This window comes from Salibacterium halotolerans (assembly GCF_900115625.1).
Lineage (GTDB): Bacteria > Bacillota > Bacilli > Bacillales > Marinococcaceae > Salibacterium > Salibacterium halotolerans.
Genome location: NZ_FOXD01000009.1, coordinates 77,024 through 103,374 on the forward strand (window position 1 = coordinate 77,024; position 26,351 = coordinate 103,374).

Below are 26,351 nucleotides of genomic sequence, written 5' to 3' on the forward strand. Positions count from 1 at the left end.
ATATCCCACAAGAATCCTCCTTTCTGCAGCATGAGATCTTTTCTCTTATGCATATGCAGAGTACCCGCAAATGTTGCCGTTTGAAAAAGGCTCCTCATCACAAAAGGACCCGCCTTGACGAGAATGTCTTTTCCCCGTAAAATATGACTATACTTACTATAAGAACTGCGAACAACAGGGAGGAGTACGGATTGTTCCGCCTGAATAAGAGAGAAAAACCCGAGGCTGAAAGGTTTTTTGAGGAAGGAAGTCCGGAAGGTCGCCTTGGAGCTGCTTTTCTGAAACGGCAGTAGGAAAAGCCGGAGGACCCGTTACCCGGATGGAGCGCACAGTTGATGCAGCTGTGAATAAAGGTGGTACCGCGAGACTCTTCGTCCTTTGCACAGGGTGAAGGGCTTTTTTTATGCCGGAAAACATATATTTTAAAGGAGGAAATCCGATGACGAAGCAGCACACCGATATGCCGACCAAGTATGATCCAGGTGACACCGAAACGAAGTGGTACCCGTATTGGACAAAACATTCTTATTTTGAAGCGGAAGGAACAGGGGACAAGGAGCCGTTTACGATTGTCATCCCGCCGCCGAACGTGACCGGAAGACTGCACCTCGGTCACGCCTGGGATACGACGCTTCAGGACATTCTTTCCCGACTCAAACGGATGCAGGGGTATGACACGCTCTGGCTTCCGGGTATGGACCATGCCGGCATTGCCACGCAGGCAAAGGTGGAAGGAAGACTGAAGGAAGAAGGCATAGACCGGCATGAACTCGGCCGCGAGCGTTTCCTGGAAAAATCGTGGGACTGGAAGGAAGAATACGCTGATTTCATCCGGCAGCAGTGGGCGAAACTGGGTCTGTCCCTGGACTATTCCAGAGAGCGGTTTACGCTGGATGAAGGATTGTCCACAGCGGTTCGTGAGGTTTTTGTTTCCCTTTACAATAAAGGTTTGATTTACCGGGGACAGTATATTATCAACTGGGATCCGGACACCCAGACTGCCCTTTCCGATATTGAAGTTGATTACAAAGACGTACAGGGTCACTTTTACCACATGAAATATCCGCTGAAAGATGGAAGCGGTCATATTGAAGTGGCGACGACGAGACCGGAGACGATGCTCGGAGATACTGCTGTTGCGGTACACCCGGAAGATGAACGGTACAGCTGCCTTATCGGAAAAACAGTTGTGCTGCCGATTATCGGCCGTGAAATAGAGATTATCGCCGACGATTATGTAGATATGGAATTCGGTTCCGGTGCGGTGAAAATCACACCGGCCCATGACCCGAACGACTTTGAAATGGGGAACCGCCATGATCTCGAACGCGTACTCGTCATGGATGAATCCGGCACGATGAATGAGAATGCGGGACGATATCAAGGTCTCGACCGTTTCGAATGCCGCACACAGCTCGTGAAAGATCTGCAGGAAGACGGTGTGCTGTTTGAGATTGAAGATCACGAGCATTCTGTCGGCCACTCTGAGCGCAGCGGCGCCGTGGTGGAACCGTATCTTTCCACGCAGTGGTTTGTGAAAATGAAACCACTGGCAGAGCAGGCGGTGAACCTTCAGAATCAGGAGGAAAAAGTTCACTTCGTACCGGACCGGTTTGAAAAAACGTATCTGCATTGGCTCGATAATATCCGCGACTGGTGTATATCCCGGCAGCTTTGGTGGGGCCACCGGATACCGGCCTGGTATCATAAAAAAACCGGGGAGATGCACGTCGGCCATACGGCGCCGTCCAACCCGGAAGAATGGGAGCAGGACGAAGATGTTCTCGATACGTGGTTCAGCTCCGCGCTCTGGCCGTTCTCAACGATGGGATGGCCGGAGAAGGAAAACCCGGATTTTCAACGTTTTTATCCGACCAATGTGCTCGTCACGGGCTATGACATCATCTTTTTCTGGGTATCGCGCATGATCTTTCAAGGCATTGAATTTACAGGGGAGCGTCCATTTCAGGATGTCCTGATCCACGGTCTTGTCCGCGACGCAGAAGGCCGGAAAATGAGTAAATCCCTCGGCAACGGCGTCGACCCGATGGACGTTATCGATCGTTACGGGGCGGATGCGCTCCGGTTCTTCCTTGCTACCGGAACAACACCGGGGAATGATCTTCGTTTCCACTGGGAAAAAATCGAAGCGAACTGGAACTTTGCCAACAAAATCTGGAACGCCTCCCGTTTCGCGCTCATGAACATGGGTGGCCTTATCTATGGTGATATGGACTTCAGCGGAGACAAAACCATTGCCGACCGCTGGATTCTCACCCGTCTTCAGGAGACGATCCGTGATGTGACGCGTCTCATGGACAATTATGAATTCGGTGAAGTGGGACGTCTTTTATATAACTTCATCTGGGATGATGTGTGTGACTGGTACATCGAAATGGCGAAACTCCCGCTGTACGGTGATGATGAAGCAGCCAGGCTGACGACGCGCTCGGTTCTTGCCCACGTCTTAGAGCAGACGATGCGTCTTCTGCATCCGATTATGCCGTTTATCACCGAAGAAATCTGGCAGCACCTTCCGCACGAAGGTTCATCCATTACGGTGGCAGCGTGGCCAAAAACATACGAAACATTCATGGATCCGGAATCGGTGGAAGATGTGGAACTGCTGCAGCACGTCATCCGTTCGGTCCGCAATACCCGCGCCGAAATGAATGTGGTTCCAAGCAGAGAAATCGACCTGCAGCTGAAACCGCAGAACGACGGCGTACAGGACCGGCTGGAGCGCGGACGCGTGTATCTTGAACGTTTCTCAAACTCCGGTGAGCTGACGATTGATCCGGATCTTGATGTTCCGGAAAAGACGGTGTCCCATGTTCTCAGCGGAGCAGAGCTTCATATGCCGCTTGCCGGACTGATTGATCTGGACGATGAAATCGCCCGTCTGGAAAAAGAGAAGGAAAAGCTGGATAAAGAAGTCGAACGCGTCCAGAAGAAACTGGCGAACGAAGGCTTTATCCAGAAAGCGCCGGAAAATGTCGTTGCCGAAGAACGGGAAAAAGAAAAAGATTACATGGAAAAACGGGAGAAAGTGACAGCCCGGATTCAGGAACTGAAAGCATAATAGATAGAAAACGTGAGGGATGCAGTCATGCAGACGTACGAAGAAGCCCTCAGCTGGCTTTCGGAGCTGAGCGCCCATGGCATCCGTCCCGGTCTGGACCGGGTCCGCATGATGCTTGAGGGGCTCGGCAACCCGGAGCGGCGGCTGAAAAGTATCCATGTGGGAGGAACGAACGGAAAAGGGTCGACGACCGCGTTTCTGAAAGAACCGATGAAAGAAGCAGGCCTCGTATGCGGCACGTTCACCTCCCCGTATGTACATGAATTCAGGGAACGTATCGCAGTGAATGGGGAGCCTGTATCGGAAGAAGATTTTCTAAAAAGCGCGCAGGCGGTGCGGCCGGTCGTGGAAAGTGTCGCAAAAACGCCCTTCGGACCACCGACGGAATTTGAAGTACTGACGGTCATCGCGGCTCATTATTTCGCTTCCTCTGCCTTTCCGGATGTAGTCGTCTGGGAAGTCGGCCTCGGCGGAAGACTGGACTCAACGAATGCCGTTCATCCTATGATCAGCATCATTACCAATGTGGGGCATGACCACCAGGCGGTTCTCGGGGATACCATTGAAGAAATCGCACGGGAGAAAGCAGGCATTATCAAGTCTGGCGTACCGGTTGTGACGTGTGACACGAATCCGGAAGTGACAGAGATTCTGGAGGAAGCGGCAGAAGACGCGCGGACGAGACTGTACCGGCTGGATCGTGATTTTCATGTGACGAATGCTGAGGCGGAGTCTTCCGGGTGGACATTTTCTTTTCAGTCCATTTTAAACCATATCCCGGATGTGAAGATCTCGATGCTCGGCCGCCATCAGACAAAAAATGCGGCAGCGGCTTTGATGGCCTTCCGGTATTTGATGCTGTACTACGCGCTGCCGGTGGATGAAGATCATATCCGCCGCGGATTTCAACACGTATCCTGGATCGGCCGCCTCGATTACAGGGAAACAACACCGCCGCTTTTGCTGGACGGTGCCCACAACAAAGAAGGAATGGAAAGCCTGGCCGAGGCGCTTACGGACCATTTCCCCGGCCGCTCCATTCATCTGATCGCTGCCATGACGAAAGAAAAAGATCCGGCTGTCCTGTTGGAACCACTGAAAGCACTGCCCATTCAATCAGCGGCCGCTGTCGGTTTTGACTTTTTCCGGGCTGCATCGGCGGAAGAAACGGCTGCTAAAAGCCCTATTCCTGATACCGAAGCCTTGTCTGACTGGAAGGCAGCCTGGGAAAAAATAAAGCAGACCGCTTCACCTGATGACCTCGTTGTAGCTGCCGGCTCTCTGTATTTCATTTCAGAAGTGGCAGCGGAAGATAAAAAAATAGAATAACCTCAATTAAAACTGTGTCCCGGGCGGCACAGTTTTTTTAGATACCCTCCTTTCGAATGATAGTCAGGGAGGGGAGGTGGTGTATTAGATGCAGGTATAAGGGATTTTATTCCATTGACCTGAGCGGATGGACATGCCATGATACGAAAGAAGAACGAAATCAGCATAATAACAAAGAAGGAGGATGGGTCTATGGTCTTTGCTGCTATGGCGGCCGCAGCGACGGTGTGTTTTGTTGTGCTTGGAAAATTACCGGCACCATGGAATCGGGGAACACAGGCACAGCTCGTACTCTCGGCTTTATTAACCGCCGCACTCATATATCTGTTACATCAATTATATTCGTTCCCGGCAGCCGCCGTCGTTTTTCTCGTATTCATGCTGTTGTTTTCCTTTCTTATCGGAAAACAGATACAATATGCAGAAGAAGCCGCAGTAGAGGAAGAACAGTTTCTCTTCCTGACAGAAGAAGACCTTACGGAAAAAAGCTCGGAACCGACGGTGCAGGAATTGTTTGGGAGGGAGGCTCCCGGGGAAAGGACGAACACGCACCGAAAGCAGAGCTCAGCAGAAGAGAACGAGAAGCAATTTCCTCAAACAAGGAGCGGGGATTCCGTTGCGGAACAGGAACTGATGGAGGAGGAAGAACACTTTTTTCAGCGGAGAGCCTTCATGCTTGAAGAGGAACCGCAGGAGGAGTCAGAAGAGGAGACAACAGAGGCTCCGCTTTTTGCGCAGAATAATACAGTGGATAAAGAAAAAAGCACGTCCGGCGAGGCAGAAGACAGATCATGGTCGGATAAACGAGCAAAGCTTCTTGATGAGCTGGATGAACAACCTGCAGACAACCTGGAAAAACAGGTGGAGGACCGCCGATGAAACGAAATAGATACATAGAGAAATCGATGCTTCTGTTCACCTGTTTGACAGGTGTCATTCTGTTTTTTTCCATCGGAGGGGCGGCTGCGTACGAATACGTCTGGCCGGAAGAGGAGATGCTTCCGGACGAAGCCGAAGCAGGCGGCGTGGACATCGGTGGAATGAAAAGATCCGAGGCCGAAGAAGCCGTGTCCGACGCATGGGAAAACTGGCAGGAGCGTTCCGGTGTGGCTCTCCAGCTTTTTAATGAAGAAGTTATGATAGAGGGAGAACGTTTCGAAGCCGAAGTGGAAGAAACGGTGGAACAGGCGTTCACGGACCAGAATGTTTTGCTTCAGGTATCGTGGACGGACGAGGGGAATGTGCTGCCCGAGGCGTTGGACCGCTTTACATATGAAAATTTGCGGGACAGGGTCGATATGACAGCGTTGAATGAACAGGTGACAATGATCGGAAATATCAGCGGGCAGAAGAAGGCAGCGCAGGATATCCGTTCTTTCTTTATCGAAGAGATGCCTCTGGAAACCACCACTTTCAATAATGTGACACTGACACCTGATGTTCCCGGAACAGGGCTGAAAGACTGGGCGGATGCGCTGGACGGTTACGAAATGGAAGGCGGATCTATTTTCTCCCTTCTCAAGGCTCTGGAGGAAGGCGGAAGTACCGTTTATAATGACCCGGGACTTGATGCGCTAGCCTCCGGTGTGTTCCAGGTACTGGCAGTAACCAATTTTGAAATGTCGGAGCGTCACATTAACGAAGAACTGCCTTCATACGCCGCACCCGGCGAAGACGCTCACATAGAGGTTCCGGACCGTGATCTTATGTTTCACAATCCAAATATCTACTCGTACCGGTGGAATGCTTCCTGGAATGGATCGGAGCTCTCTCTTTCTCTAAGCGGACCAGAATTTCTTCATTCCTATGAACTGGAACGCAGAAAAGAAGAGACCCTTGAACCGCGCACGGTGGTGCGTGTGGACGAAAACCGGACAACTGGAGGGCGCCGGACACTGCGTGAAGGTGAAAACGGATATTACGCGGAAGCGGTGCGGGTAGTAGCGAATGCAGATGCGAACGTGCTGCAGGAAACGGTGCTTGGCCGGGACTACTACCCTCCGGAACAGCGGATCGTCGAGAAGAGCCTCCAAACCTCTGACGAAAGCGGCAGTAGTCCGCCTGATATTGAACCTCCGGAAAGCAGCGGGGGCGTGAGCAGTGGTAATTCGGAAGAAGCACCGGAAGAAAACGGCGGAGACAGCGGTGCTTCAGACAGTCCGGATTCGTCTCAGTTGGAAAATGCCGGAGAAACAGAAGAAAGCGGAAGCGGCGGAGAAGACACGTCCGATACAGAAAACAGGAAAGATTTCAACGAACGTATGAAACAGAACGATCAACCGATCAAAGGGTATGAGTAAAAAGGAGCGGTCTGTATGGCGGAAAAGCGGAAGCGTCTTGGAGACTTACTGCTTGAAGCAGCGTTGATCACCGAAACCGAGCTGAACGAGACACTGCAGGGAAAAAGAACAGACCAAAAGCTCGGTGATGCGCTGCTTGAGCGGAAATACATTACTGAGCAGCAGCTGATTGAAACACTGGAATACCAGCTCGGCATTCCAAGAATCAGCCTTTATAATTACCCGGTGGAAGAAGACGCTGTAAAACTCGTATCGAAAGAATTCGCCGAAAGACACGCGGTTCTTCCGCTGAAGAGAGAAGGAAACCGTCTCCGCACTGCCATGGCGGATCCGATGGATTATTTTGCGATGGACGAACTCCGTGTATCAACCGGCCTGCAGATTGAACCGGTGATTGCGACCCGCCGTGAAATCATGTCAGCTGTACAGAAACATTATCATATCCATGAATCCCTCGATGCCTTTGAAGAACAGAATGTGCCGGAGGAGATGGCGGACACAGCAGAGCAGGGGGAAGCTCCGGTCATTCGTATCGTCAATCAGATGATACTCTACGGCCTGCAGCAGCAGGCCAGTGATATTCATATTGATCCGCAGGAAAACAAAGTACTCGTCCGTTACAGGGTGGACGGGGTGCTGAAAACAGAACGCGCGTTTCCAAAAAACATGCAGAATGTGCTGACAGCCAGGGTGAAAATCATGGCAGACTTAAACATCACCGAATCACGGCTGCCTCAGGACGGCCGTGTGAAGACGACGGTTGATTTGCACCCTGTGGACCTTAGGATATCGCTTCTGCCCACCATATTCGGAGAAAAAATTGTCATGCGGATTATGGATATGAGCAGTTCATTGAACGATATTGAGCAGCTGGGCTTAAACAAAGTGAATTTCACCCGCTTCAAAAACATGATTGAACGGCCGTCGGGTATGGTTCTTTTAACCGGGCCGACTGGTTCCGGAAAAACGTCCACGCTGTATGCCGCCCTCCATCACCTGAATACCGAAGGGGTAAATATCATCACGGTTGAGGATCCGGTGGAATATCAGCTCGAGGGCATCAATCAGATGCAGGTGAACAGCGGCATTGGGCTGACTTTTGCTGCCGGACTTCGCTCCATCCTGCGGCAGGATCCCAACATCGTCATGGTCGGAGAAATCAGGGATGCCGAGACGGCAGAGATAGCCATACGCGCATCCCTGACCGGTCATCTTGTTTTTACGACACTCCATACGAACAGTGCCGTCGCTGCGGTACCGCGGTTAATCGATATGGGTGTGGAACCATACATGGTTGCGTCCTCGTTGACAGGGGTGAACGCCCAGCGTCTCGTCCGTACCATCTGTCCGGACTGCAGAGAACCCTATGAACCGAATGAAATGGAAAAAGAGCTGTTCGAAAAACGCGGGCTTTCAGCAGGTCCGGTATATATAGGCAGAGGCTGTTCTTCCTGTAATCAAACGGGTTACCGCGGCCGGGTGGCGATTCACGAACTGCTGGAAATGGATGACACGATGCGGAATATGCTGATGAACTATAAAACGGCTGCCGATCTGCGTACGTATGCGATGCAGGAAGGCATGATTTTTCTGATAGACGACGGTCTGCTTAAGGTGAAAAAAGGCTGGACAACCGTAGAGGAAGTGCTGCGTGTCGCTGTGGATGAATAGAAAGGGGAATGGGAATTGGCAGCATTGGATGCGCTATTGACGGAAGCATTCGAACAGGGAGCATCTGATATTCACCTGACAGTCGGAGTGCCTCCGATTTTCAGGATAAACGGGGAACTTCACCGGAAAAGCGGGGATTCCCTGCGCCCGGCGGAAACCGAAGATATGGCACGCTCGGTTATGCTCGACCCGGTGTGGAACAAATTCCAGAAAAAAGGCGAGGTTGATTTTTCGTACGGCATACGGGGCGTCTCCCGGTTTCGTATCAATGCCTATTTTCAACGATCGTGCATCAGTATGGCTGTCCGGATTGTACCGACGCGGATACCGGAACTCCACGAACTGCAGCTGCCCTCTGCGCTGGAATCCATTGCGCTTAAGCCGCAGGGGCTTGTTCTCGTCACCGGCCCGACCGGAAGCGGGAAATCAACAACACTTGCTTCCATGATCGACTATATTAACCGGATAGCTAAACGCCACATTATTACGCTTGAGGACCCGATTGAGTATCTGCATAAACACGACCTGTCTTTAGTGGATCAGCGGGAGATCGGGTTTGACACACAGAATTTTGCGAACGGCCTGCGCTCCTGTCTCCGCCAGGATCCCGACATCATTCTCGTCGGAGAGATGAGAGATCTGGAGACCATTTCAACAGCCATCACCGCCGCGGAAACAGGACATCTCGTTTTCGGTACGCTGCACACGACAAGTGCCCCGGCTACCATCGACCGGATCATTGATGTGTTTCCGTCCGATCAGCAGGATAAGGTCCGTATTCAGCTCGCGACAGTGCTCTCTGCGGTTATCAGTCAGCGTCTTTTCCGTAACGGAGACGATACCGGGCGCCGGGCAGCGACGGAAATTCTAAGAAACAACGGGGCCGTTCAGAATCTGATACGAAATGAAAAAATCCATCAGCTCCAGAGTGTGATGCAGACGAGCAGAGCGGAAGGCATGCATACGATGGAAATGAGCATTCAATCCCTGCTGCAGGACAGTGCTGTATCTTTGGAAGAGGCATCTCCTTTTCTGCAGAATAACGATGCGGACCGCATGCACCGCCGTGAATCATAGTAACAACGTCTGCTCCGGGTATTTTCACGAAGAAGCGGGAGGACATCATGCCGTATTATCATTACAAAGGACGAAATAAAAAAGGCCGGATTGTTAGTGGAAGGCAAAAAGGCTCCGATGAAAAAGAGGCCGGGGAGCGGCTTCAGGCTAAGGGAATTACGGCGAAAGAACTCACAGAGCTTGAAGGGTTTCTCTACCGTGACATATCGCTTGGCAGCGGTGTCTCCGCCAAAGAGTTTGTGCTGTTTCTCCGCCAGTTTTTTACGCTGCTCCAGGCCGGAATTTCCGTCGTGGAATCAACGAACATCTTGGCACAGCAGCTCTCGGGAAAACAGTTCCGCCGGATTTTGTCAGAGATGGAGAGTGAACTCCGCACCGGTCGTTCGTTTTCCCATGCGGCTTCGCAGCACCCTTCGATTTTCTCCTCTCTCTTTGTCAACATGATGAAAGCCGGGGAAGCCGGGGGGAATCTTGACGATATGCTCGATAAAATGGCTTCTTACTACGAAAAACGGTACGAAACCCGTCGTAAAGTAATGAACGCGCTCATTTATCCGGCTGTGATCGGCACTGTAGCGGCAGCGGTCGTTTTGTTTCTGCTTCTTTACATCGTACCGACGTTTGCCGGGATGTATAACTCATTTGAAGCGGATCTGCCTTTGATAACGGTCTTTGTCCTTCGGGCGGGCGAACTCGTTCAGAGCATTTGGTGGCTCCTTCCTGCCGGCTTGGCCGCTGTGTTTTTTTTATGGAAGGCACTGCGGAAGAGAAACCGGACCTTTTTGTATTATACGGACTATGCGCTGCTGAAAATCCCTGTGTTCGGCATGCTGCTGCAGAAAGCGGAAATCGCACGCATGACGCGGACACTAGGGTCTCTGTTTCAGAGTTCGGTGCCGATTATTCAATCGGTTGCGATCGTGGAGGGAACGACGGGAAATGCTGTGATCACCGCTACGCTGAAAGAAGTACGCGGCGCGCTGGAGCGGGGGGAATCTATGGCGGGGCCGCTTGAGAAGATGTGGGTCTTTCCGCCGATGGTAACCCAGATGACGGCTGTCGGCGAAAAAACAGGGACCCTCGACGCCATGCTCGACCGTATCGCGGACTATTACGAAGCAGAAGTGGATGCCGCCGCCGACCAGATCAAATCGCTCGTCGAACCCATTATGATTCTTATACTCGCGGTTGTGGTCGGCATTATTGTCGCCTCCATTGCGATCCCGATGTTCGACATTTTCGGACAGGTCCAGTAACCCGGAAAAAATTTCGTGACAAAAGAGCTATCGTTCACTATAATGAAAATGAGCATAAAGATACGGAAGCGAAGAACGATGATCTGTATATGGGCACTTGGGTCATCCGAAGCTGTTAGTGCAACCGGCCATTTCCGCCTGAAGAAAGTTCGGCGTTTATGGCCTTTTTTTATGTTTTCTGTAAAGAAAAAGGGTGTTTAGTTTTAGGCACTTATACTTATTATGGAGGAATGGATCGTGAACAAAATGACAAACATGTTGAAAAACCAACGCGGACTGACACTCATCGAACTGCTAGCCGTCGTCGTCATCCTCGGAATCATCGCCGCCATCGCCGTCCCAAGCATCGGAGGCATCATCGACAACACCAAAAAAGACGCCCACATCGCCAATGCTGAGCAGATGGTAAGCTCCACACGTCTTGCGATGGCATCAAATATTTCCGGAAATGGTGACAATGAAAACACATACTCATTACAGCAACTAATAGACGGCGGATATATCGAGGAACCTGAAAATCCTGGCTCACCGGATTCCTATAATACCTCTGAAACAACAGTTGAAGTAAGTGGAGATAGCGGGAATAGACAATATACCATTACTTTGGTTGGTAAAGAAAATAGAAATCAACACATCATACAAGGCGAGAGTGAGGACGATTCTCCGCACACAGCCACCATTGAACAACTCAGGGAAAGCGGCCGGGACCGTATTTCAGTGGACGGAGTGGAAGAAGATGGTGAAAGTTAAGCTAAATGATAATGATTTTGGACTATGTTGGATTGATGGCTGCAGTCAGCAGTGTTTGAAAAAAGGTCAAAATGGAGCTGTATCAAAAGGTGCAGCTCCATTTCTGTAATATAGAAAATTCACCCTAGGCAGAAGCGGAAGGCGGCGACGCCAGCGGGAAGAGCAGCAGCCGAAGATCCCATCAAACGACGGTTTTACCGTTTGATGTAGCTGAGGCGCTGCCCGCGGCAAGCGTCCGCCTGCAGCGGATGCCTTAACGTTTAATGGCTTTTGATACAGTCCCATTTTGTTAAGATGTGCGAAAACGTTGAAAATTCCGTAATGCAATGCCATCTTGCTGCTCTAAACGACAAAATCCAGGTGGGAAACCGGAAAAGTGAAGGTTAGCCGAGGTCTAAGGGTTACATTCGGGGCCGGCGGAATAAAAAGTAACTCTTAGAGCAGGGCTAAACGTCACTTTTGACGTCCCTGCCATGAAATGTGCACCTTAGAGCCGGCACCGTGGCAGAATGCAGCGCTTTTATTTTCAAACATTTCTACCTCTGCTGCCCGGTATGTGGTAAAATAGACGCAGGTTGTATGAAAAAGGTCGGAGAGTGGACAAGTTATGGACTACGTTTGGCTCATTTACATAAGTGTCGCGGGACTGGTGCTCGGTTCGTTTTTTAATGTGGTCGGTACGAGAATTCCGCAGGGGGCGTCGATCATCCGGCCGCGGTCGCACTGTCCGTCTTGCGGCACCACCCTGCAGGCGCCGGATCTTATTCCGGTGTTTTCTTATCTCTTTTTAAAAGGCAGGTGCCGGTACTGCCGCACCCGGATACCGGCGTTTTATCCGGTGATGGAAGCTGTCTCCGGTATTCTTTTTGCCGCGGCCTGGCTGCGCTGGGGCGCGGCATGGGACACAGCAGCTGCACTGATCCTGTTGTCGCTTCTTTTGATTATTACGGTGAGCGACTGGACGGCGATGCTCATTCCGGATAAGGTACTGTTGTTTTTTCTGCCGATCATCGCGGTTCTCCGCTGGAGTGCAGCACCGCTCGACTCGTGGTGGGACCCTCTGGCGGGAGCGGCCTTGGGCTTTTCGCTGCTTCTTTTGATTGCCATCGTCAGTAAAGGCGGCATGGGAGGAGGCGACATTAAGCTGTTCGCGGTGCTCGGGTTCTTTTTCGGCTGGCAGCAGCTGCTTCCTGCCTTTTTTCTGTCGGTTGCCACCGGCGCTCTGCTCGGCGGGTTTGGTCTCCTGATGGGGGCGGTGAAACGAGGGGTTCCGATGCCGTTTGGACCTTTTATTGCAGCCGGCAGTGTTCTTACGCTCTTTTTCGGAGAGAATCTTTTAACATGGTATACCGGATTTTTGTAACATCGAATCTGCGGGCAGGTCCCTATTTTTATCTGGAGGAACTTTTTTATGACGCTGTTTCAACGTAAGAAAGACAAGCGTAACGCGCTCATCATCAAAGATCACGTCATCCGGTACATAAGAGCCCGGAAGCCGGATCTGGATGAGCTCGAAGTCATGGACGAGCGGTATCTTCCGCCCGGGGTCATCCAGGAAGGCCGGGTGCAGGATGAGGAAACCCTCCGGCAGATTCTTCAGGAGTGTGCTGATGTCTGGGGTCTTCATAGGAAGCCGGTGCAGTATTGTGTGCCGGATGCTTTTGTCGTGGCGAGAGAAGTGCCGCTTCCGGAAGAGGTAGGTGAAGACGAAATCGGTGCTTACCTGTACATGGAAGTAGGAGACAGCATTGCGGTGCCGTTTGATGATCCGGTGTTTGATTATGTATACGTACCGGAAAGGCATGTTGTCATTCTGCTCGCCGCCCCGCGCGGACCGGTGGATACCTATGCCGGACTGCTTGAATCCCTCAACTGCCGCCCGAATGCCGCAGATATTTCGTCCCTTTGTTTTTACAGGGCGCTGGCCATGTCGGAGGCGGTGGACCAGAACGCTCATACGCTGCTCGTGCTTGTCGATCTCTATGCTGTTAACATCAGTGTTTTTCATGAGGGCCGGCCGCTTTTTATCAGCAGAATGTCTTTGGAGACTGAAGAAGAGGACTGGTCGATACAGACGGGACGCTTTCGTTCGTATCAACCAGTCTGGAACGGACATCCGGAGACGCTGCAGCAGCAGGCGGTTACGGCGGCGGAAGAAGTGGAGCGGATCATGAACTTCTACCGGTATTCCATGCAGCGCGGCGAAAAAGGGATTGATGGTATTTTTACAGGAGGAGACCATCCGTTTCTGGAACGGTGGACCGACACGCTTGCAGGACGTCTTGACATTCCGGTGAAGCAGGTCGGAGCCGCCCGGATTACGGCTGGGCAGGAGGAGGTTCCGATGCGTTATTACGAGAATGCGGGACTTGTCCTTAAACAAAACATACGATAAAGCAGAACAGTACGGACAGGGAGGGGCCGGTTATGTCAGCAGATATCAACCTGCTTCCGGAAAAAGAAAAACGTGATATCACATGGATCATGCTGGCAGGCATCCTGCTCGTTTTGTTCCTTGCTGTGTTTCTGCTTTTTCAGATGGCTGAAAACAGACAGCAGCAGGAGATAACAGAGTTGAATACGAGACAGCAGGAGCTCACCGCAGCTCTGGAAGAAGAAGCGGGCAGCGACGGAAAAGAAGCGCAGATTAAGGCCCACCGGAGTACGCTGGATGAGCTGCAAAGCACGGTGATTCCAGCTTCACCGGTAATCCGTACCGTAGCACGTGCACTGCCATCCGACGGTTATATCCGGGCCTTTGATTATGTCTATCCTTCCACGCTGACGGTGACAGTAGAATTGAATGAAGTGAATCAGGCGGCGGATATGCAGTATGCGCTTGGCGAAGCCGCTGTTTTTGATGATGTTACGATGGAGGCGCTGAACGCTTACAGTCCCCCTAGCGCAAATACGGAAACGACGCAGGCACAGAATGACCAGCTCCCCCGCTATGAAGCTGTGTACGAAATAAGTGTGGCCGGCAGTGCAGTCCGGGAAGAAGGTGAAGCTGTTGCGGATTGATATGGAAAAACGGCACTGGATCACAGCCGGCTGTGCTCTGCTTCTCCTAATCATATTTGCCGTGTTTCAGAACAACAACGGCTTAGGTCCGCTTACAGCGGAACAGGAAAGGCTGCAGGAGAATATTCAGGCGGCAGAAACGCAGCTGGAGAACCAATCTTCCGGTGCGGACGCCGGCGAATATGAGGAGGCGGCTCTTTTCCGCAGTCTGCAGCAGCTGCCCCTCAACCCCCGGCCAGAAGAATTTCTGCTGGTTCTCGATCAGGCGGAAGAACGGTCTGGAAGCTATATTATGAGCCTGGAACAGCTCGAACCTGGCAGCGCACCTGTAGATGAAACAGAATCGGAGCAGGAACAGAATACCCAAGAACAGGAAACGGGTGGAAGCACAGAACAGCCGGAGACGGAGAACAACAGCGTGGTGGAAGAAGAACAGGACCAGAAGAAGGAACAAGGTGCTTCTGCCATGTATGAGGAGACGGACACGGACGTGTTTACTTATCATGTGCGCGTCCGTACTCCGGAGTATGCCAATCTGGTTCAGTTTGTGGAAGCAGTGGACGCGGGCAGCAGAGTCCTGAATATACATTCCATTTCTTTTCAGGGGCGGGAGGAAATAGTACGGGAAGATCAGGAACGGCAGCCGTTTGTCATTGATCTTACTGTTACCGCTTTTTATTACGCAGGGAACGCACAGGGGCTTGAGGACCTTCCACCATCGTCTACATTGGAAGAACCGGATGGAAATGACATTCCTATCCGCTGATCCGATGTCCAGTGACATTCTTTTCAGGAACGGGGCGACAAGTCTCCCGTTCTTTTTTACTGCCGCTGTGCTACAGTGATGACAGTCCCGGAAGTCTACCGGGAAATCTGATTCATGCCCGGCGCAGGGTTAGAAGGAGGATGTCATGAAAAAGGACAAGCCCGGTTTTTCTCTTAAAATCAATGGAACCCATGTAGATGAAACAAAAGATACGGAGCCGCGCGAAGAAACGACTCCGGAAATCCGGGACTGGCAGACTACGCGGCACATGGAAGAAGCGGCTGCGGCAGGCATGGCCAAACAAAAAAAACGCCCGCGCCTTCCTCTTGGCGCCAACCGCAAAAAGAAAAAATCGCGCCACCCGGTTTCAAAAAAAACGATGAAGACTCCTATGTATTTTGTTTCATTAACAGCAGGGGCCGCTGTGCTCGGGTTAATTTTCGGAGTCATGCTGCTGCAGTTTGTGTCTGCCGGAGACTCTTCGTCCGGTGCGGAGCCGAAAGCGGATCCCCCCGGCATCACAGCTGATTTCAATGATTCATTGACAGCTTACTTTATTCAGGCCGGCGCGTTCACCAAGAAAAGTAAAGGTGTCCAGATGCAGCAGTCGCTGACCGGTAAAGGGTACCCCGGCATTCTAACGTATGACGGAGAATACTATTATTTATTTACAGGCGTCCACCTGAATCAGAAACCATCGGACAAGCGTGTGGCTTTTTTTGAGAAGGAAGGAGTGACTGTTTTTCAGAAAACCAGGACCATTCGTGATCCTGAGCCGTTGAACGAAAAGAAAGAGGAGCATCAGCAGCTGCTCCGTGTAAAAGAACTGCTGGAGCAGGCTGCTGATAGAGAGAATGGTTCAGCAGAAAAAGGAACCGTGCGCGACACATTCTCTGCTTTTCTTTCGAAAGCGGCTTTTCCGGACAATGATACGTACACAAAGCTGAAGACGTCGATGCAGAACATGGAAAAAAACTGGCCGGAAAAAGGAGAAACATCTGCAGCGTTTCAGGAAGCCTTTATTGAGGCCGTACTGTTTTATGAGCAGACCGTGTATGAATACAACGGCACAGAAACAGAAGAAAGCCGGTCGTAGTTTTGGAAGGAAAAAATTTCTTGCTGTTTTTGCGGGTTTTTGGTACACTTTTTTCACCACTGCTATAATGCATATAACAACGCATAACAAAGGTGGTGCTCCCTTCATGCCTTCTCTTATCCTTGCATCAAAGTCCCCACGCAGAAGTGACCTTTTACACAGGGCGGGTTATACATTTTCCGTCCGCCCGGCCGAAGGGCCGGAGACGTTTTCTGATGACGATTCACCGGAAGAGGCAGTACAGCAGCTGGCCCGGCAGAAAGCCGAAGAAGTGCTGCAACAGTATCCGGATACCGTCGTGCTCGCTGCCGACACCATGATTTCCCTGGATGGCCGCCCCCTTGGCAAGCCGGCATCCAGAGATGATGCCCGGCGCACCCTGGAGGCGCTCTCCGGCAGATCCCACGACGTATATACCGGGACAGCGGTTTTTACAAGACGCAGCAAGACTGTCTTTTACGTGAAAACCGAAGTCCGTTTCTGTCCGCTGGATACAGAGTGGATTCACTCCTATCTTTCAACAGCCGAGCCGTATGACAAGGCCGGCTCCTACGCTGTACAGGGTCAGGGAAGCCTGTTTGTGGAATCAATCCAGGGCGACTTTTACAACGTAATGGGCCTTCCTGTTTCCCGTGTCAGCAGAGAATTGAAAACTTTTCACATCGTACCATCTTTCACCCCTACTATTTGAAAAAAGGAGAGCGAGCTTTGCATTCATCCACGGTTATGATCAAAGATGTCCCTTTTTCTGAACGTCCCCGTGAAAAAATGGCCAAGTTTGGAGCGGAGCAGCTTTCCAATCAGGAACTCCTCGCTGTTCTGATTCGAAGCGGAACCAAAGAGGAATCCGTTCTTCAGTTATCCCAGCGCCTTCTTTATGATTTTGACGGATTATTCATGCTTAAAGATGCAACGGTGGAGGAGCTCCAGACTATTAAAGGTATTGGTGCAGCCAAAGCGCTTGAACTGCGGGCCGCCATCGAGCTCGGCCGGCGCATCTATACCTATCACGAAGAAGAACGATGGGTGATACGGTCTCCGGAAGATGTATCCGGTCTTGTAATGGAGGAGATGCGTTTTTTGACCCAGGAACATTTTGTTATTCTTTGTTTGAATACGAAAAACCAGGTGATTCACAAGCAGACACTGTTTATTGGCAGCCTTAATTCAAGTATTGTGCATCCCCGTGAGGTTTTTAAAGAAGCGCTGCGCCGGTCAGCGGCTGCTGTTATATGCGTGCACAACCACCCTTCCGGCGACCCGGGGCCGAGCCGTGAGGATATCGACGTGACGAAGCGTTTGATGGAATCCGGGCAGATACTGGGTATTGATGTCCTGGATCACATTATTATCGGAGACCGCCGGTTTACGAGTCTGAAAGAAAAAGGATGCGTGTAGCGGATGTCTTTGGGCTCTTGCTGAACCAGCATCTATCGTATACACTATGGATTGCTTGAAGTCATCGTTGTGAGCCATGTAAAATTTGTGAAAGAAAATGGAAAGTCTATGTTTTTCAGGATGTTTTCAGTATAATAACATATAGCGGCATTGCATCAGCGGGACCGCTTGTAAAATGATAAATGAACCACCAGAGACGCACCTTAGTGATACAGGGATACAGCTTGTGAAGGATGAAGGGAGATACATAGATGTTTGGAGGCTTTTCAAAAGATCTGGGGATTGATTTGGGAACGGCGAACACCCTTGTATACGTAAAGGGAAAAGGGGTTGTCGTGAGGGAACCGTCCGTTGTCGCCATGCGGACCGATACCAATACGATAGAAGCAGTCGGCAATGACGCCAAAAATATGATCGGCCGGACCCCCGGTAATATAGTAGCGGTCCGGCCGATGAAAGACGGCGTTATCGCTGATTTTGATACGACAGCAACCATGATGAAATATTTTATTCAGCAGGCGCAGCGGACCCGCTCCATTTTCACGAGAAAGCCGAATGTGATGGTTTGCGTTCCTTCCGGCATTACCGCCGTGGAAAAGCGGGCGGTGGAAGACGCTACCAAACAGGCAGGGGCGAGAGAAGCCTATACCATTGAAGAGCCGTTCGCTTCCGCTATCGGAGCCGACCTGCCCGTCTGGGAACCGACCGGAAGCATGATTGTCGACATCGGCGGAGGAACGACGGAAGTAGCGATCATTTCACTAGGCGGTATCGTGACAAGCCAGTCGATCCGGGTTGCCGGAGATGAAATGGATGAATCCATTATCCAGTATATTAAAAAAACATATAACTTGATGATCGGGGAAAGAACGGCAGAAACCCTGAAGATGGAAATAGGGTCGGCAGGAACCTTTGAAGGAATAGATAACCTTGATATACGTGGACGGGACCTGGTATCCGGCCTTCCGAAAACCATTTCGGTATCGGCGGAGGAAATCTCGGCATCCCTTGCTGATACCGTGCATTCCATTGTGGAGACTGTCAAAAGCACGCTTGAGCAGACGCCGCCGGAACTTTCCGCAGACATTATGGATAGAGGGATTGTGCTGACCGGGGGCGGAGCTATACTTCGTAATATGGACAAAGTTCTCAGTGACGAAACAAACATGCCTGTGCTGGTTGCCGAGGAACCGCTCGACTGTGTCGCGCTCGGTACAGGAAGAGCGCTTGAAAATCTGCATCTTTTCCGGTCGAAAGCGGGAATAACCGCTAGATCCAGCCGGGAAACCTTATAAGAAGGTGAACCGGTATGCCGCACTTTTTTTCCAACAAACGACTTATCCTGCTCATGGTCAGTATCATCGTACTCGTCTCTTTAATAGGTTTTTCGACGAGGAACAATGAAACGATTACCTGGCCGGAGAAATTTCTACGGGACACGACTGGTGTGGTTCAATCATTGGTAAGCAGACCCGCTCATATGACAGCGGGTTTCTTTGGGAATGTGGCAGACATTTTTCGTGTTTACGAAGAAAATCAAATGCTGAAATCACGTATGGAAGAATTTGCTTCGCTTTCAGCTGAACTGGAAACCGTAAAACAGGAAAACGCCACCCTGAGGGAAATGATTGATTCAGAAAGCAGCCTGAGTGATTATACGACACGGTCTGCTCTTGTCATTCACCGCAGTCCCGACAAGTGGACGGATATGATAGGCATAAATAAAGGCAGCCAGAACGGTGTGTCGGAGAATATGGCTGTGGTGACGCCGGAAGGGCTTATAGGGAAAGTGGAAACGACGTCGGAGTTCACCTCCACTGTCCAGCTTCTTTCCGATGACAGCCGTGCCAACCGGGTATCGGCTATGGTTGCCACCGACGGCGAACCTGTGTATGCTTTTATCGAAGGCTGGAATGAGGAACAGGAAGGACTGATGCTCCGTAAGATTCAGTCGGACGCTGAAATAGAAGAAGGACAGCAGGTGATAACCTCAGGACTTGGCGGTCTGTTTCCGAGAGGGCTTGCGATTGGAACCATCACTTCCCTGCAGCCTGATGAATACGGTTTAAGCTACAATGCGCTCGTTGAACCGGCTGCGGATTATTATAACCTGGAACAGGTCAATGTCATTGAACGGACAAGTGAGACGCTGGATGAGACGATTCAGCAGGAGACAGGCGGAGAAAGTAATGAAGAACAGTCGTCCGAAGAAGAGCAGCAGAATGCAGATGGAGGAGGCTCATCATGATACGGTTTGCGCTTCCTTTTTTCATTTTTCTTCTGTTTCTTTTGGAGGGTACGCTGTTTCAGATATTCGTTCCTCCTTCGCCTGAACGGGAGTTTTATCTTGTTCCGCGGTTTATGCTGATTGCTGTTGTACTGACATCCATCTACCGGGGAGCAGGGAGCGGAGTGCTGGTCGGCGCGGGATTTGGTCTTTTGTACGACATTGTGTACACCGATATTATCGGCATTTACATGTTTAGTATGGGGTTCACGGCCTATATCAGCGCGTTCACCTATCGATCGGTCCGCGCCAGTTTCCTGTGGCCTTTTGTCATTATCGTGTCAGCCATATTTGTACTCGAGTGGATGACATATGGACTTCATTATATTATTGGAGGAACCGACCTGCTGTTTGAAGAGTTTTTTATGATGAGGGCTCTTCCGTCCTTGATTATGAATGGAATCGCAGCGCTGCTGTTGATTTATCCGATGCAGCGGATTTTTGCCAAAATAAGGGAAGTGGAAGAATTACAGCATCGGTAAACAAATCTCACCGGATAAGAAGGAATAAACGGTAGTGACGTGGAAGGAATAATAATCGATCCATGAAATGAAGAGATATTCATGGTTTGTGTTTCAGAGGTGGAGCTTATGAAATCAGGACCCCCGAAAAACCTTGTCACCATTAAAGGAACGAAGGACGGTTTGACCATCATGATGGATGACCGCTGTTCGTTTGAGGATTTGAAAACCGAACTTCAGGAAAAGATTGAAAAAGATAAACAGACCTTCGGCCATGGTCCCGAAGTGGAGGTCACGGTGGATACCGGATACCGTTTTGCAGGGGCGAAAGAAAGAGAGGAGATCACAAATCTTCTGAAAGAAGCGGAATCCATACGGATCAAGGAATTCCGTTCGGAGGTCATCAGCCGGGAGGAAGCAGAGCGTCTGCGGGAGGAAGGGTCGTTAACTTCTATTACCCGCATCGTTCGTTCCGGACAGGTCATCTCTGTACGGGGGGATGTTCTGCTGCTTGGTGATGTAAATCCCGGTGGAGCCGTGGAGGCAACCGGTAATGTCTATATACTGGGAACCTTGAAAGGGACCGCCCGTGCTGGATTAGAAGGAAACACGGAAGCGGTCGTATGTGCATCAGTCATGGAGCCGACTCAGATTTCCGTGTCGGACGTAATGTTTTACGCACCTGACCGTTATGAAAAAAAACAACAGCAGGGACCTATGTTTGATGAACCTGTCTTTGCTTACATAGAAGCGCCGGATAATCAAATATCATTTGAAAAAACCAGACTGTTAACACAATTTCAAAACAAGCTTTAAGCAGCACGCGTGCATGTCTGGAAGGAGGAATTGCAGTGGGAGAGGCAATTGTAATTACATCCGGTAAAGGCGGTGTCGGAAAGACGACGACATCGGCCAATATTGGCACAGCCTTGGCTCTGCAGGGAAAACATATCTGTTTAATCGATACGGATATCGGTCTGCGCAACCTGGATGTTGTCATGGGGCTTGAGAACCGTATCATTTATGATCTTGTCGATGCAGCAGAAGGAAGGTGCCGGGTACAGCAGGCTTTAATAAGGGACAAGCGGTTTGACTGCCTCCATTTACTGCCGGCAGCGCAGACCAAAGATAAAAGCGCACTCAATCCGGAACAGATGAAACAGATTGTGGAAGAGTTGAAGCCGGACTATGACTATATCATTATTGACTGCCCGGCTGGTATTGAGCAGGGATATAAAAATGCTGTATCAGGAGCTGATCAGGCGGTGGTGGTGACCACACCGGATACGTCGGCGGTGCGGGACGCCGACCGGATCATCGGACTTCTTGAACAGGAACCAACAGGCTCCCCGAAGCTTGTCATCAACAGAGTCCGCAGCCATATGTCCAACCGCGGGGAAATGCTTGATGTGGATGATGTTGTCTCCACGTTGGCTGTAGATCTGCTCGGTATCATTGTAGACGACGAAGAAGTGATAAAGGCGGGACATCAGGGAGAACCAATTGCGATGAATCCAAAAAGCCGGGCATCCATCGGGTACCGCAATATTGCCAGACGGATTCTCGGCGAATCTGTCCCTTTAATGGCGATAGACGAAAAGAAAGGCTTCTTCGCCAAGCTGAAAGGAATGCTCGGATTAAAAGCGTAAAAAGTCGGAGGCTGGGACAAAACCTTTAAATATAGAAAAATGCCGAACGAATTTAAAAAATTCGTTCGGCATTTTTCGTTCCTAAGATAAACCGCTGCGCCAAAATACTTCGCTTTTACTCCAGAGCACAAGGGCTACATCGGCTCGCTGGTGCTCACCGTATCTACTTTGTCCCAGGCACGGCTTGAAAATGGGGATCTTCTACTAAAACCGTGCACGTCCTGTGGAAGTACGTCCTGTTACGGGCGCTGATCCTGAAACATCCTGTTCGTCTGAGGGAGTCGCTCGCGTGGAGAGTCAGAACGGTGCCCGACAGGATGTGCCGAATATAACCGATCTTCCTTCAGGGATGCAGCTATGGACAGCGTGTGTCTGTTAGTTTATTAGTGAATCGCGTAGTGACTGGACATCTCTATCAAGTCGTGAGTGGACACTACCATTTCAAAATAAGCAGGTAGTATCCATGAATCCCTGTTTTGTGGACACTGGGTCACTCAAATCAGGAATTAGTATCTGCCGGTATAAATCAATGGAAACTAACTGCCGGCGGAAAAGTTCCAGTGTCCGCGAATATCACCTCCGTGGACACTACGTATGCTGTTAGCCGGTTTAGTATCCACGGAGCCGCTGTGGTACGGAACAATCGCAGCCCCGCTCCAGATGCTCGTTCTTTTTTATCTGTCACGCTGCATGAACAAATTTACTTCTTTCCTGCATCCATGCTATAGTAAAATCAAAACCATTCCAATCAGGATACCGATGCCGATTATTCCCCTACCCCTTATTACTGGTATCTATTATCGATTTTCCATGGGCTTTACTTCGTAGTATCACGGGTCATCCGGTTAAAAACCGGAAAACCGGTCATAATGAAAACAGACATATGAAGGAGGGAAAAAGATGAAAGCGGACTTCGATTATTTGTCTGCGGAAGAGAAAAGAAAAATCGAAGACCTCGAAGAAAAAGTCCAGCACGCGGAAAATGATCAATTATTAAAACGATACACCACAGAGATGACCATTCTCTATGAAAAAGCAAGGGTACGTAAAGATACAAAGCAGTCCTGAAAAAGCGCGGCTGCCTTATATAAAGCCCCGCACGGTAAACGTTTCCAGGCATCGTGCGGGGCTTTTATGCTGTGGTGAGATAGTACACACAGACGTGTCGGAAGGACCCCCGCCCAACATTCCCTCTTATCGTATTCAGGAGCTTGTCACCAGATCGAATTATACATTGACATATAAGCATATTCTTATATAATGATGTGTGTTGCACTACATATCAAGACGAAGGAAAGGAGTAAGTGGATGAACACTAGTTCGGATGTGCCGATTGATACAGCAGCCCCGGTCTTAAAACTTCTTGGGGATAAGACGAGACTGACGATGGCCGGCCTGTTGATGGAGCGGGAATGCTGCGTCTGTGAATTCACCGAAATCTTTGATATGAGCCAGCCGGCGGTCAGTCAGCATCTCCGTAAATTAAGAGATGCGGGGGTTGTGCTTGAAACGAGACGTGGACAGTGGGTGTTTTATGCTCTGAATACAGAACATAAGATGTATCCGCTTGTGAAAAGTATTATGAACGGCATGCCTTCGCAAAAAGAGAAGCTGGACGAACTGGAGAAGAACGGTAATCATGTCGTCTGGTGTGATACGAAGCGGTAAGGAGTTATATGGTATATGAATGAAGGGCTTACAGCTGTACTTATATTTTTGGTTACACTGATTCTTGTCATCTGGCAGCCGCGGGGGCTGTCAATTGGCTGGTCCGCCGTATTTGGAGCGGTACTTGCTTTACTGGCCGGCGTGGTGTCTTTTCAGGACGTCGGGGATGTTACCGGCATCGTTTGGAACGCGACACTGACATTTGCCGCTATTATTATCATTTCTTTAATATTGGATGAAATTGGATTTTTTGAATGGGCGGCGCTGCATATGGCCCGTTTTGCGAATGGAAGCGGCGTGAAGATGTTTGTCTATGTAACGGTTCTTGGAGCAGTGGTAGCAGCTTTATTTGCCAATGACGGGGCAGCACTGATATTAACGCCGATCGTGCTGGCGATGGTACGGGCGCTTCGGTTCAATGAAGCGATGGTACTCCCATTTGTAATGGCAAGTGGTTTCATTGCTGATACGACGAGTCTTCCGTTCATTGTCAGCAACCTCGTCAACATTGTATCAGCCGATTTTTTTGATATAGGCTTTGCAGAATATGCCTCACGCATGATCGTACCGAATCTATTTGCCCTCGTTGCAAGTATTATCGTGTTGTATCTGTATTTCCGAAAAAAAATCCCAAAAACCTATAACATGAAGGATCTGCGTCGTCCCGCTGATGCTATTCAGGATCTGAAAATGTTCCGGTTGTCGTGGCTCGTGCTTATACTGCTTCTTGCGGGCTACTTCGCCAGTGAATTTATTCCATGGACGAATCCTGTGACAGGAGAAACAGAGGCGTTTCCGGTGTCGTTTATTTCCGGTATTACCGCTGTTTTCTTCCTTTTCATGGCTCGGCGCAGTCAGGCAGTGGAAACGGGGGCTGTTATGAAAGGAGCCCCGTGGGATGTTGTTGTATTCTCCGTAGGTATGTATGTGGTCGTTTATGGTCTGCGTAATGCCGGGTTGACCGATGTGCTTGCCTCTGGTCTGCAGGCAGCCGCGGACCAGAGCATGTTTGCCGGAACGATGGTTACAGGGTTTGCCGCGGCTTTTTTGTCCTCCATCATGAACAATATGCCGACTGTCATGATCAATGCGCTCGCGATTTCCGGAACAGAAACAATGGGAACGCTGCGCGAGGCTCTTATTTATGCGAATGTGATCGGGTCTGATCTAGGACCGAAAATCACGCCGATCGGTTCGCTTGCGACACTCCTGTGGCTGCATGTCCTCAGGACAAAAGGCGTCAGGATCAGCTGGGGCTACTATTTTAAAATCGGCATTATACTAACGATCCCGACGTTGTTCATTACCCTTTGCGGGCTGTACGTATGGCTGCTTATTATAGGATAAAGGAGAATAAAAATGACAAAATCAATATATTTTCTCTGTACCGGGAATTCCTGCCGGAGTCAGATGGCGCAGGGTTTCGGGAAAGAGTTTCTGACAGACCGGCATGTCTACTCCGCCGGTATAGAAGCGCATGGCGTTCATCAGAAAGCGGTGGAAACCATGAAGGAAATCGGGATCGATATTTCCGGCCAGTCCTCGGATACTATCGACATGGAACTGCTGCATCATGCAGATATGGTAGTGACGCTGTGTGGTCACGCCAATGACGTCTGCCCGGCCGTTCCCCCGCACGTAAGACGGGAACACTGGGAATTTGACGACCCGGCCCGGGAAAAGGGAACGGAAGAAGAGAAATTGGCGGCATTCAGGCGGGTGCGCGATGAAATGCAGGAACGGATCCGCCGATTTGCCGTAGAGCAATAAGGGAAGAGGATGGGACAAAAGTAAAATAGGCGGAAGAGAACACGAATGTCTTGCGTCGTTGTTCAAGAGCCGTATAGCAGTGGAGCCAAAATGCTTCAGCTCCTGCTCAGAACAGCACGAGTCACGGGTACCCGCAGGATGCGGGTACCCGTGACGTACTTCCACAGGATAATGGCGTTTAAGGCGGCACCGGATACTCTAAAGTGTCTTTATGACTATTCATCCCACTTTTCATGCAGCGACGCGAACTCTTTGCTGCGTCGGCCCGTTCATTTTCCCGCTAAACGGAACCTGGATTCGTTCATGACGACGTTTACAGGGGAACGAGACCCTCTAAAGTGCTTTATGAATCATTCATGATGACGTTTAAGGGCGCACCGGATACTCTAAAGTGCCTCATGCGACATGCCTAACGACGTTTAAGAGGGGGCGGAACCCCCTAAAGTGCCTTATGACCCATTCCCAACGAACGTCCGTCCATCTGCTTTCCACCCAATCTGAAACGCCACAAACAAATACCTCCATTTTCTACAAACCACCGTACATCCGCCCGGCCAGATCTTCTACCTTTTCCCCCGTTATACCGGCTGGTGCCGTGGTCACATCGCGGAGCAGCTCAGGGGTGGTTTCGATTCCGGCAAACGGGCCTTGGGACGGCCGGGGTTCGTCGGTTTCAACAAGCAGCTGATCCGGTGGAACCTCGGCCGCGAGCCGTGGTGGCTTCGACACCCGGTACAGGACGTGCGCGGTTTTAGCAGCTTAGCCGATCT

The 26,351-nt window shown here is 50.5% G+C and carries 25 protein-coding genes, 1 riboswitch and 1 other annotated feature; of the genes, 24 read left to right on the plus strand and 1 reads right to left on the minus strand.

Annotated features, from left to right (window positions below; all coding sequences use genetic code 11):
- Positions 1 to 161 precede the first annotated feature (161 nt).
- Positions 162 to 382, plus strand: a binding site (T-box leader).
- 57 nt (positions 383 to 439) lie between these two features.
- From BM124_RS09260 to arsC, 24 genes are all read left to right on the plus strand, one after another.
- Positions 440 to 3,082, plus strand: coding sequence for a valine--tRNA ligase (locus tag BM124_RS09260; protein ID WP_093337113.1), 2,643 nt, complete (start codon positions 440 to 442; stop codon positions 3,080 to 3,082).
- Positions 3,083 to 3,109: 27 nt separating this feature from the next.
- Complete coding sequence (locus tag BM124_RS09265) at positions 3,110 to 4,411, plus strand: bifunctional folylpolyglutamate synthase/dihydrofolate synthase (protein ID WP_093337021.1); 1,302 nt, start codon at positions 3,110 to 3,112, stop codon at positions 4,409 to 4,411.
- A 192-nt stretch (positions 4,412 to 4,603) separates the two neighbouring features.
- The gene (locus BM124_RS09270; protein WP_093337023.1) at positions 4,604 to 5,290 is read left to right on the plus strand and encodes a hypothetical protein; all 687 of its coding nucleotides are present in this window, start codon (positions 4,604 to 4,606) and stop codon (positions 5,288 to 5,290) included.
- A complete protein-coding gene (locus BM124_RS09275) occupies positions 5,287 to 6,711 on the plus strand; it encodes a VanW family protein (protein WP_093337025.1) in 1,425 nt (474 codons plus the stop codon). Before BM124_RS09270 ends, BM124_RS09275 begins: the two co-directional genes overlap by 4 nt.
- A 15-nt stretch (positions 6,712 to 6,726) precedes the next feature.
- Positions 6,727 to 8,382: a GspE/PulE family protein gene (locus BM124_RS09280; protein ID WP_093337026.1), complete on the plus strand. Its 1,656-nt coding sequence runs from the start codon at positions 6,727 to 6,729 to the stop codon at positions 8,380 to 8,382.
- Between the two features lie 15 nt (positions 8,383 to 8,397).
- Positions 8,398 to 9,459 carry a type IV pilus twitching motility protein PilT gene (locus tag BM124_RS09285; RefSeq protein ID WP_093337028.1) on the plus strand — a complete coding sequence of 354 codons (1,062 nt, stop codon included), beginning with the start codon at positions 8,398 to 8,400 and terminating at the stop codon, positions 9,457 to 9,459.
- A 47-nt stretch (positions 9,460 to 9,506) separates the two neighbouring features.
- Positions 9,507 to 10,715: a type II secretion system F family protein gene (locus BM124_RS09290; protein WP_093337030.1), complete on the plus strand. Its 1,209-nt coding sequence runs from the start codon at positions 9,507 to 9,509 to the stop codon at positions 10,713 to 10,715.
- A gap of 55 nt (positions 10,716 to 10,770) precedes the next feature.
- Positions 10,771 to 10,854, plus strand: a riboswitch (cyclic di-GMP riboswitch).
- A 107-nt stretch (positions 10,855 to 10,961) separates the two neighbouring features.
- Positions 10,962 to 11,465 (plus strand): competence type IV pilus major pilin ComGC, encoded by a 504-nt coding sequence (locus BM124_RS09295; protein ID WP_093337114.1) that lies wholly within the window; start codon positions 10,962 to 10,964, stop codon positions 11,463 to 11,465.
- Between the two features lie 607 nt (positions 11,466 to 12,072).
- Complete coding sequence (locus BM124_RS09300) at positions 12,073 to 12,828, plus strand: prepilin peptidase (protein ID WP_093337031.1); 756 nt, start codon at positions 12,073 to 12,075, stop codon at positions 12,826 to 12,828.
- 48 nt (positions 12,829 to 12,876) lie between these two features.
- Positions 12,877 to 13,860: a type IV pilus biogenesis protein PilM gene (gene pilM / locus BM124_RS09305; protein ID WP_093337033.1), complete on the plus strand. Its 984-nt coding sequence runs from the start codon at positions 12,877 to 12,879 to the stop codon at positions 13,858 to 13,860.
- 32 nt (positions 13,861 to 13,892) lie between these two features.
- Positions 13,893 to 14,486 (plus strand): hypothetical protein, encoded by a 594-nt coding sequence (locus BM124_RS09310; RefSeq protein ID WP_093337035.1) that lies wholly within the window; start codon positions 13,893 to 13,895, stop codon positions 14,484 to 14,486.
- Positions 14,476 to 15,252 carry a hypothetical protein gene (locus tag BM124_RS09315; RefSeq protein WP_093337036.1) on the plus strand — a complete coding sequence of 259 codons (777 nt, stop codon included), beginning with the start codon at positions 14,476 to 14,478 and terminating at the stop codon, positions 15,250 to 15,252. Before BM124_RS09310 ends, BM124_RS09315 begins: the two co-directional genes overlap by 11 nt.
- A gap of 145 nt (positions 15,253 to 15,397) precedes the next feature.
- Complete coding sequence (locus BM124_RS09320; protein ID WP_093337038.1) at positions 15,398 to 16,348, plus strand: hypothetical protein; 951 nt, start codon at positions 15,398 to 15,400, stop codon at positions 16,346 to 16,348.
- Positions 16,349 to 16,415: 67 nt separating this feature from the next.
- A complete protein-coding gene (locus BM124_RS09325) occupies positions 16,416 to 17,039 on the plus strand; it encodes a Maf family protein (RefSeq protein ID WP_244504290.1) in 624 nt (207 codons plus the stop codon).
- A 35-nt stretch (positions 17,040 to 17,074) separates the two neighbouring features.
- Positions 17,075 to 17,746 (plus strand): RadC family protein, encoded by a 672-nt coding sequence (gene radC / locus BM124_RS09330; protein ID WP_093337116.1) that lies wholly within the window; start codon positions 17,075 to 17,077, stop codon positions 17,744 to 17,746.
- 251 nt (positions 17,747 to 17,997) lie between these two features.
- Entirely contained in the window at positions 17,998 to 19,041 is a 1,044-nt protein-coding gene (locus tag BM124_RS09335; RefSeq protein WP_093337041.1) for a rod shape-determining protein, read from the plus strand.
- 14 nt (positions 19,042 to 19,055) lie between these two features.
- Positions 19,056 to 19,994: a rod shape-determining protein MreC gene (mreC, locus tag BM124_RS09340; protein WP_093337042.1), complete on the plus strand. Its 939-nt coding sequence runs from the start codon at positions 19,056 to 19,058 to the stop codon at positions 19,992 to 19,994.
- The gene (gene mreD / locus BM124_RS09345; RefSeq protein WP_093337044.1) at positions 19,991 to 20,515 is read left to right on the plus strand and encodes a rod shape-determining protein MreD; all 525 of its coding nucleotides are present in this window, start codon (positions 19,991 to 19,993) and stop codon (positions 20,513 to 20,515) included. Before mreC ends, mreD begins: the two co-directional genes overlap by 4 nt.
- 108 nt (positions 20,516 to 20,623) lie before the next feature.
- Complete coding sequence (gene minC, locus BM124_RS09350) at positions 20,624 to 21,310, plus strand: septum site-determining protein MinC (RefSeq protein ID WP_170841074.1); 687 nt, start codon at positions 20,624 to 20,626, stop codon at positions 21,308 to 21,310.
- A gap of 35 nt (positions 21,311 to 21,345) precedes the next feature.
- Positions 21,346 to 22,143 (plus strand): septum site-determining protein MinD, encoded by a 798-nt coding sequence (gene minD, locus BM124_RS09355; RefSeq protein ID WP_093337047.1) that lies wholly within the window; start codon positions 21,346 to 21,348, stop codon positions 22,141 to 22,143.
- A gap of 900 nt (positions 22,144 to 23,043) precedes the next feature.
- A complete protein-coding gene (locus tag BM124_RS18930) occupies positions 23,044 to 23,211 on the plus strand; it encodes a hypothetical protein (RefSeq protein WP_170841075.1) in 168 nt (55 codons plus the stop codon).
- A 240-nt stretch (positions 23,212 to 23,451) separates the two neighbouring features.
- Complete coding sequence (locus tag BM124_RS09360; protein WP_093337048.1) at positions 23,452 to 23,811, plus strand: ArsR/SmtB family transcription factor; 360 nt, start codon at positions 23,452 to 23,454, stop codon at positions 23,809 to 23,811.
- 15 nt (positions 23,812 to 23,826) lie between these two features.
- Complete coding sequence (locus BM124_RS09365; RefSeq protein WP_093337050.1) at positions 23,827 to 25,158, plus strand: arsenic transporter; 1,332 nt, start codon at positions 23,827 to 23,829, stop codon at positions 25,156 to 25,158.
- A 12-nt stretch (positions 25,159 to 25,170) separates the two neighbouring features.
- Positions 25,171 to 25,581 (plus strand): arsenate reductase (thioredoxin), encoded by a 411-nt coding sequence (arsC, locus tag BM124_RS09370; protein ID WP_093337051.1) that lies wholly within the window; start codon positions 25,171 to 25,173, stop codon positions 25,579 to 25,581.
- Between the two features lie 528 nt (positions 25,582 to 26,109).
- Here the strand turns inward: arsC and BM124_RS09375 are convergent.
- Entirely contained in the window at positions 26,110 to 26,310 is a 201-nt protein-coding gene (locus BM124_RS09375; protein ID WP_093337053.1) for a TatD family hydrolase, read from the minus strand.
- Positions 26,311 to 26,351: the final 41 nt, after the last annotated feature.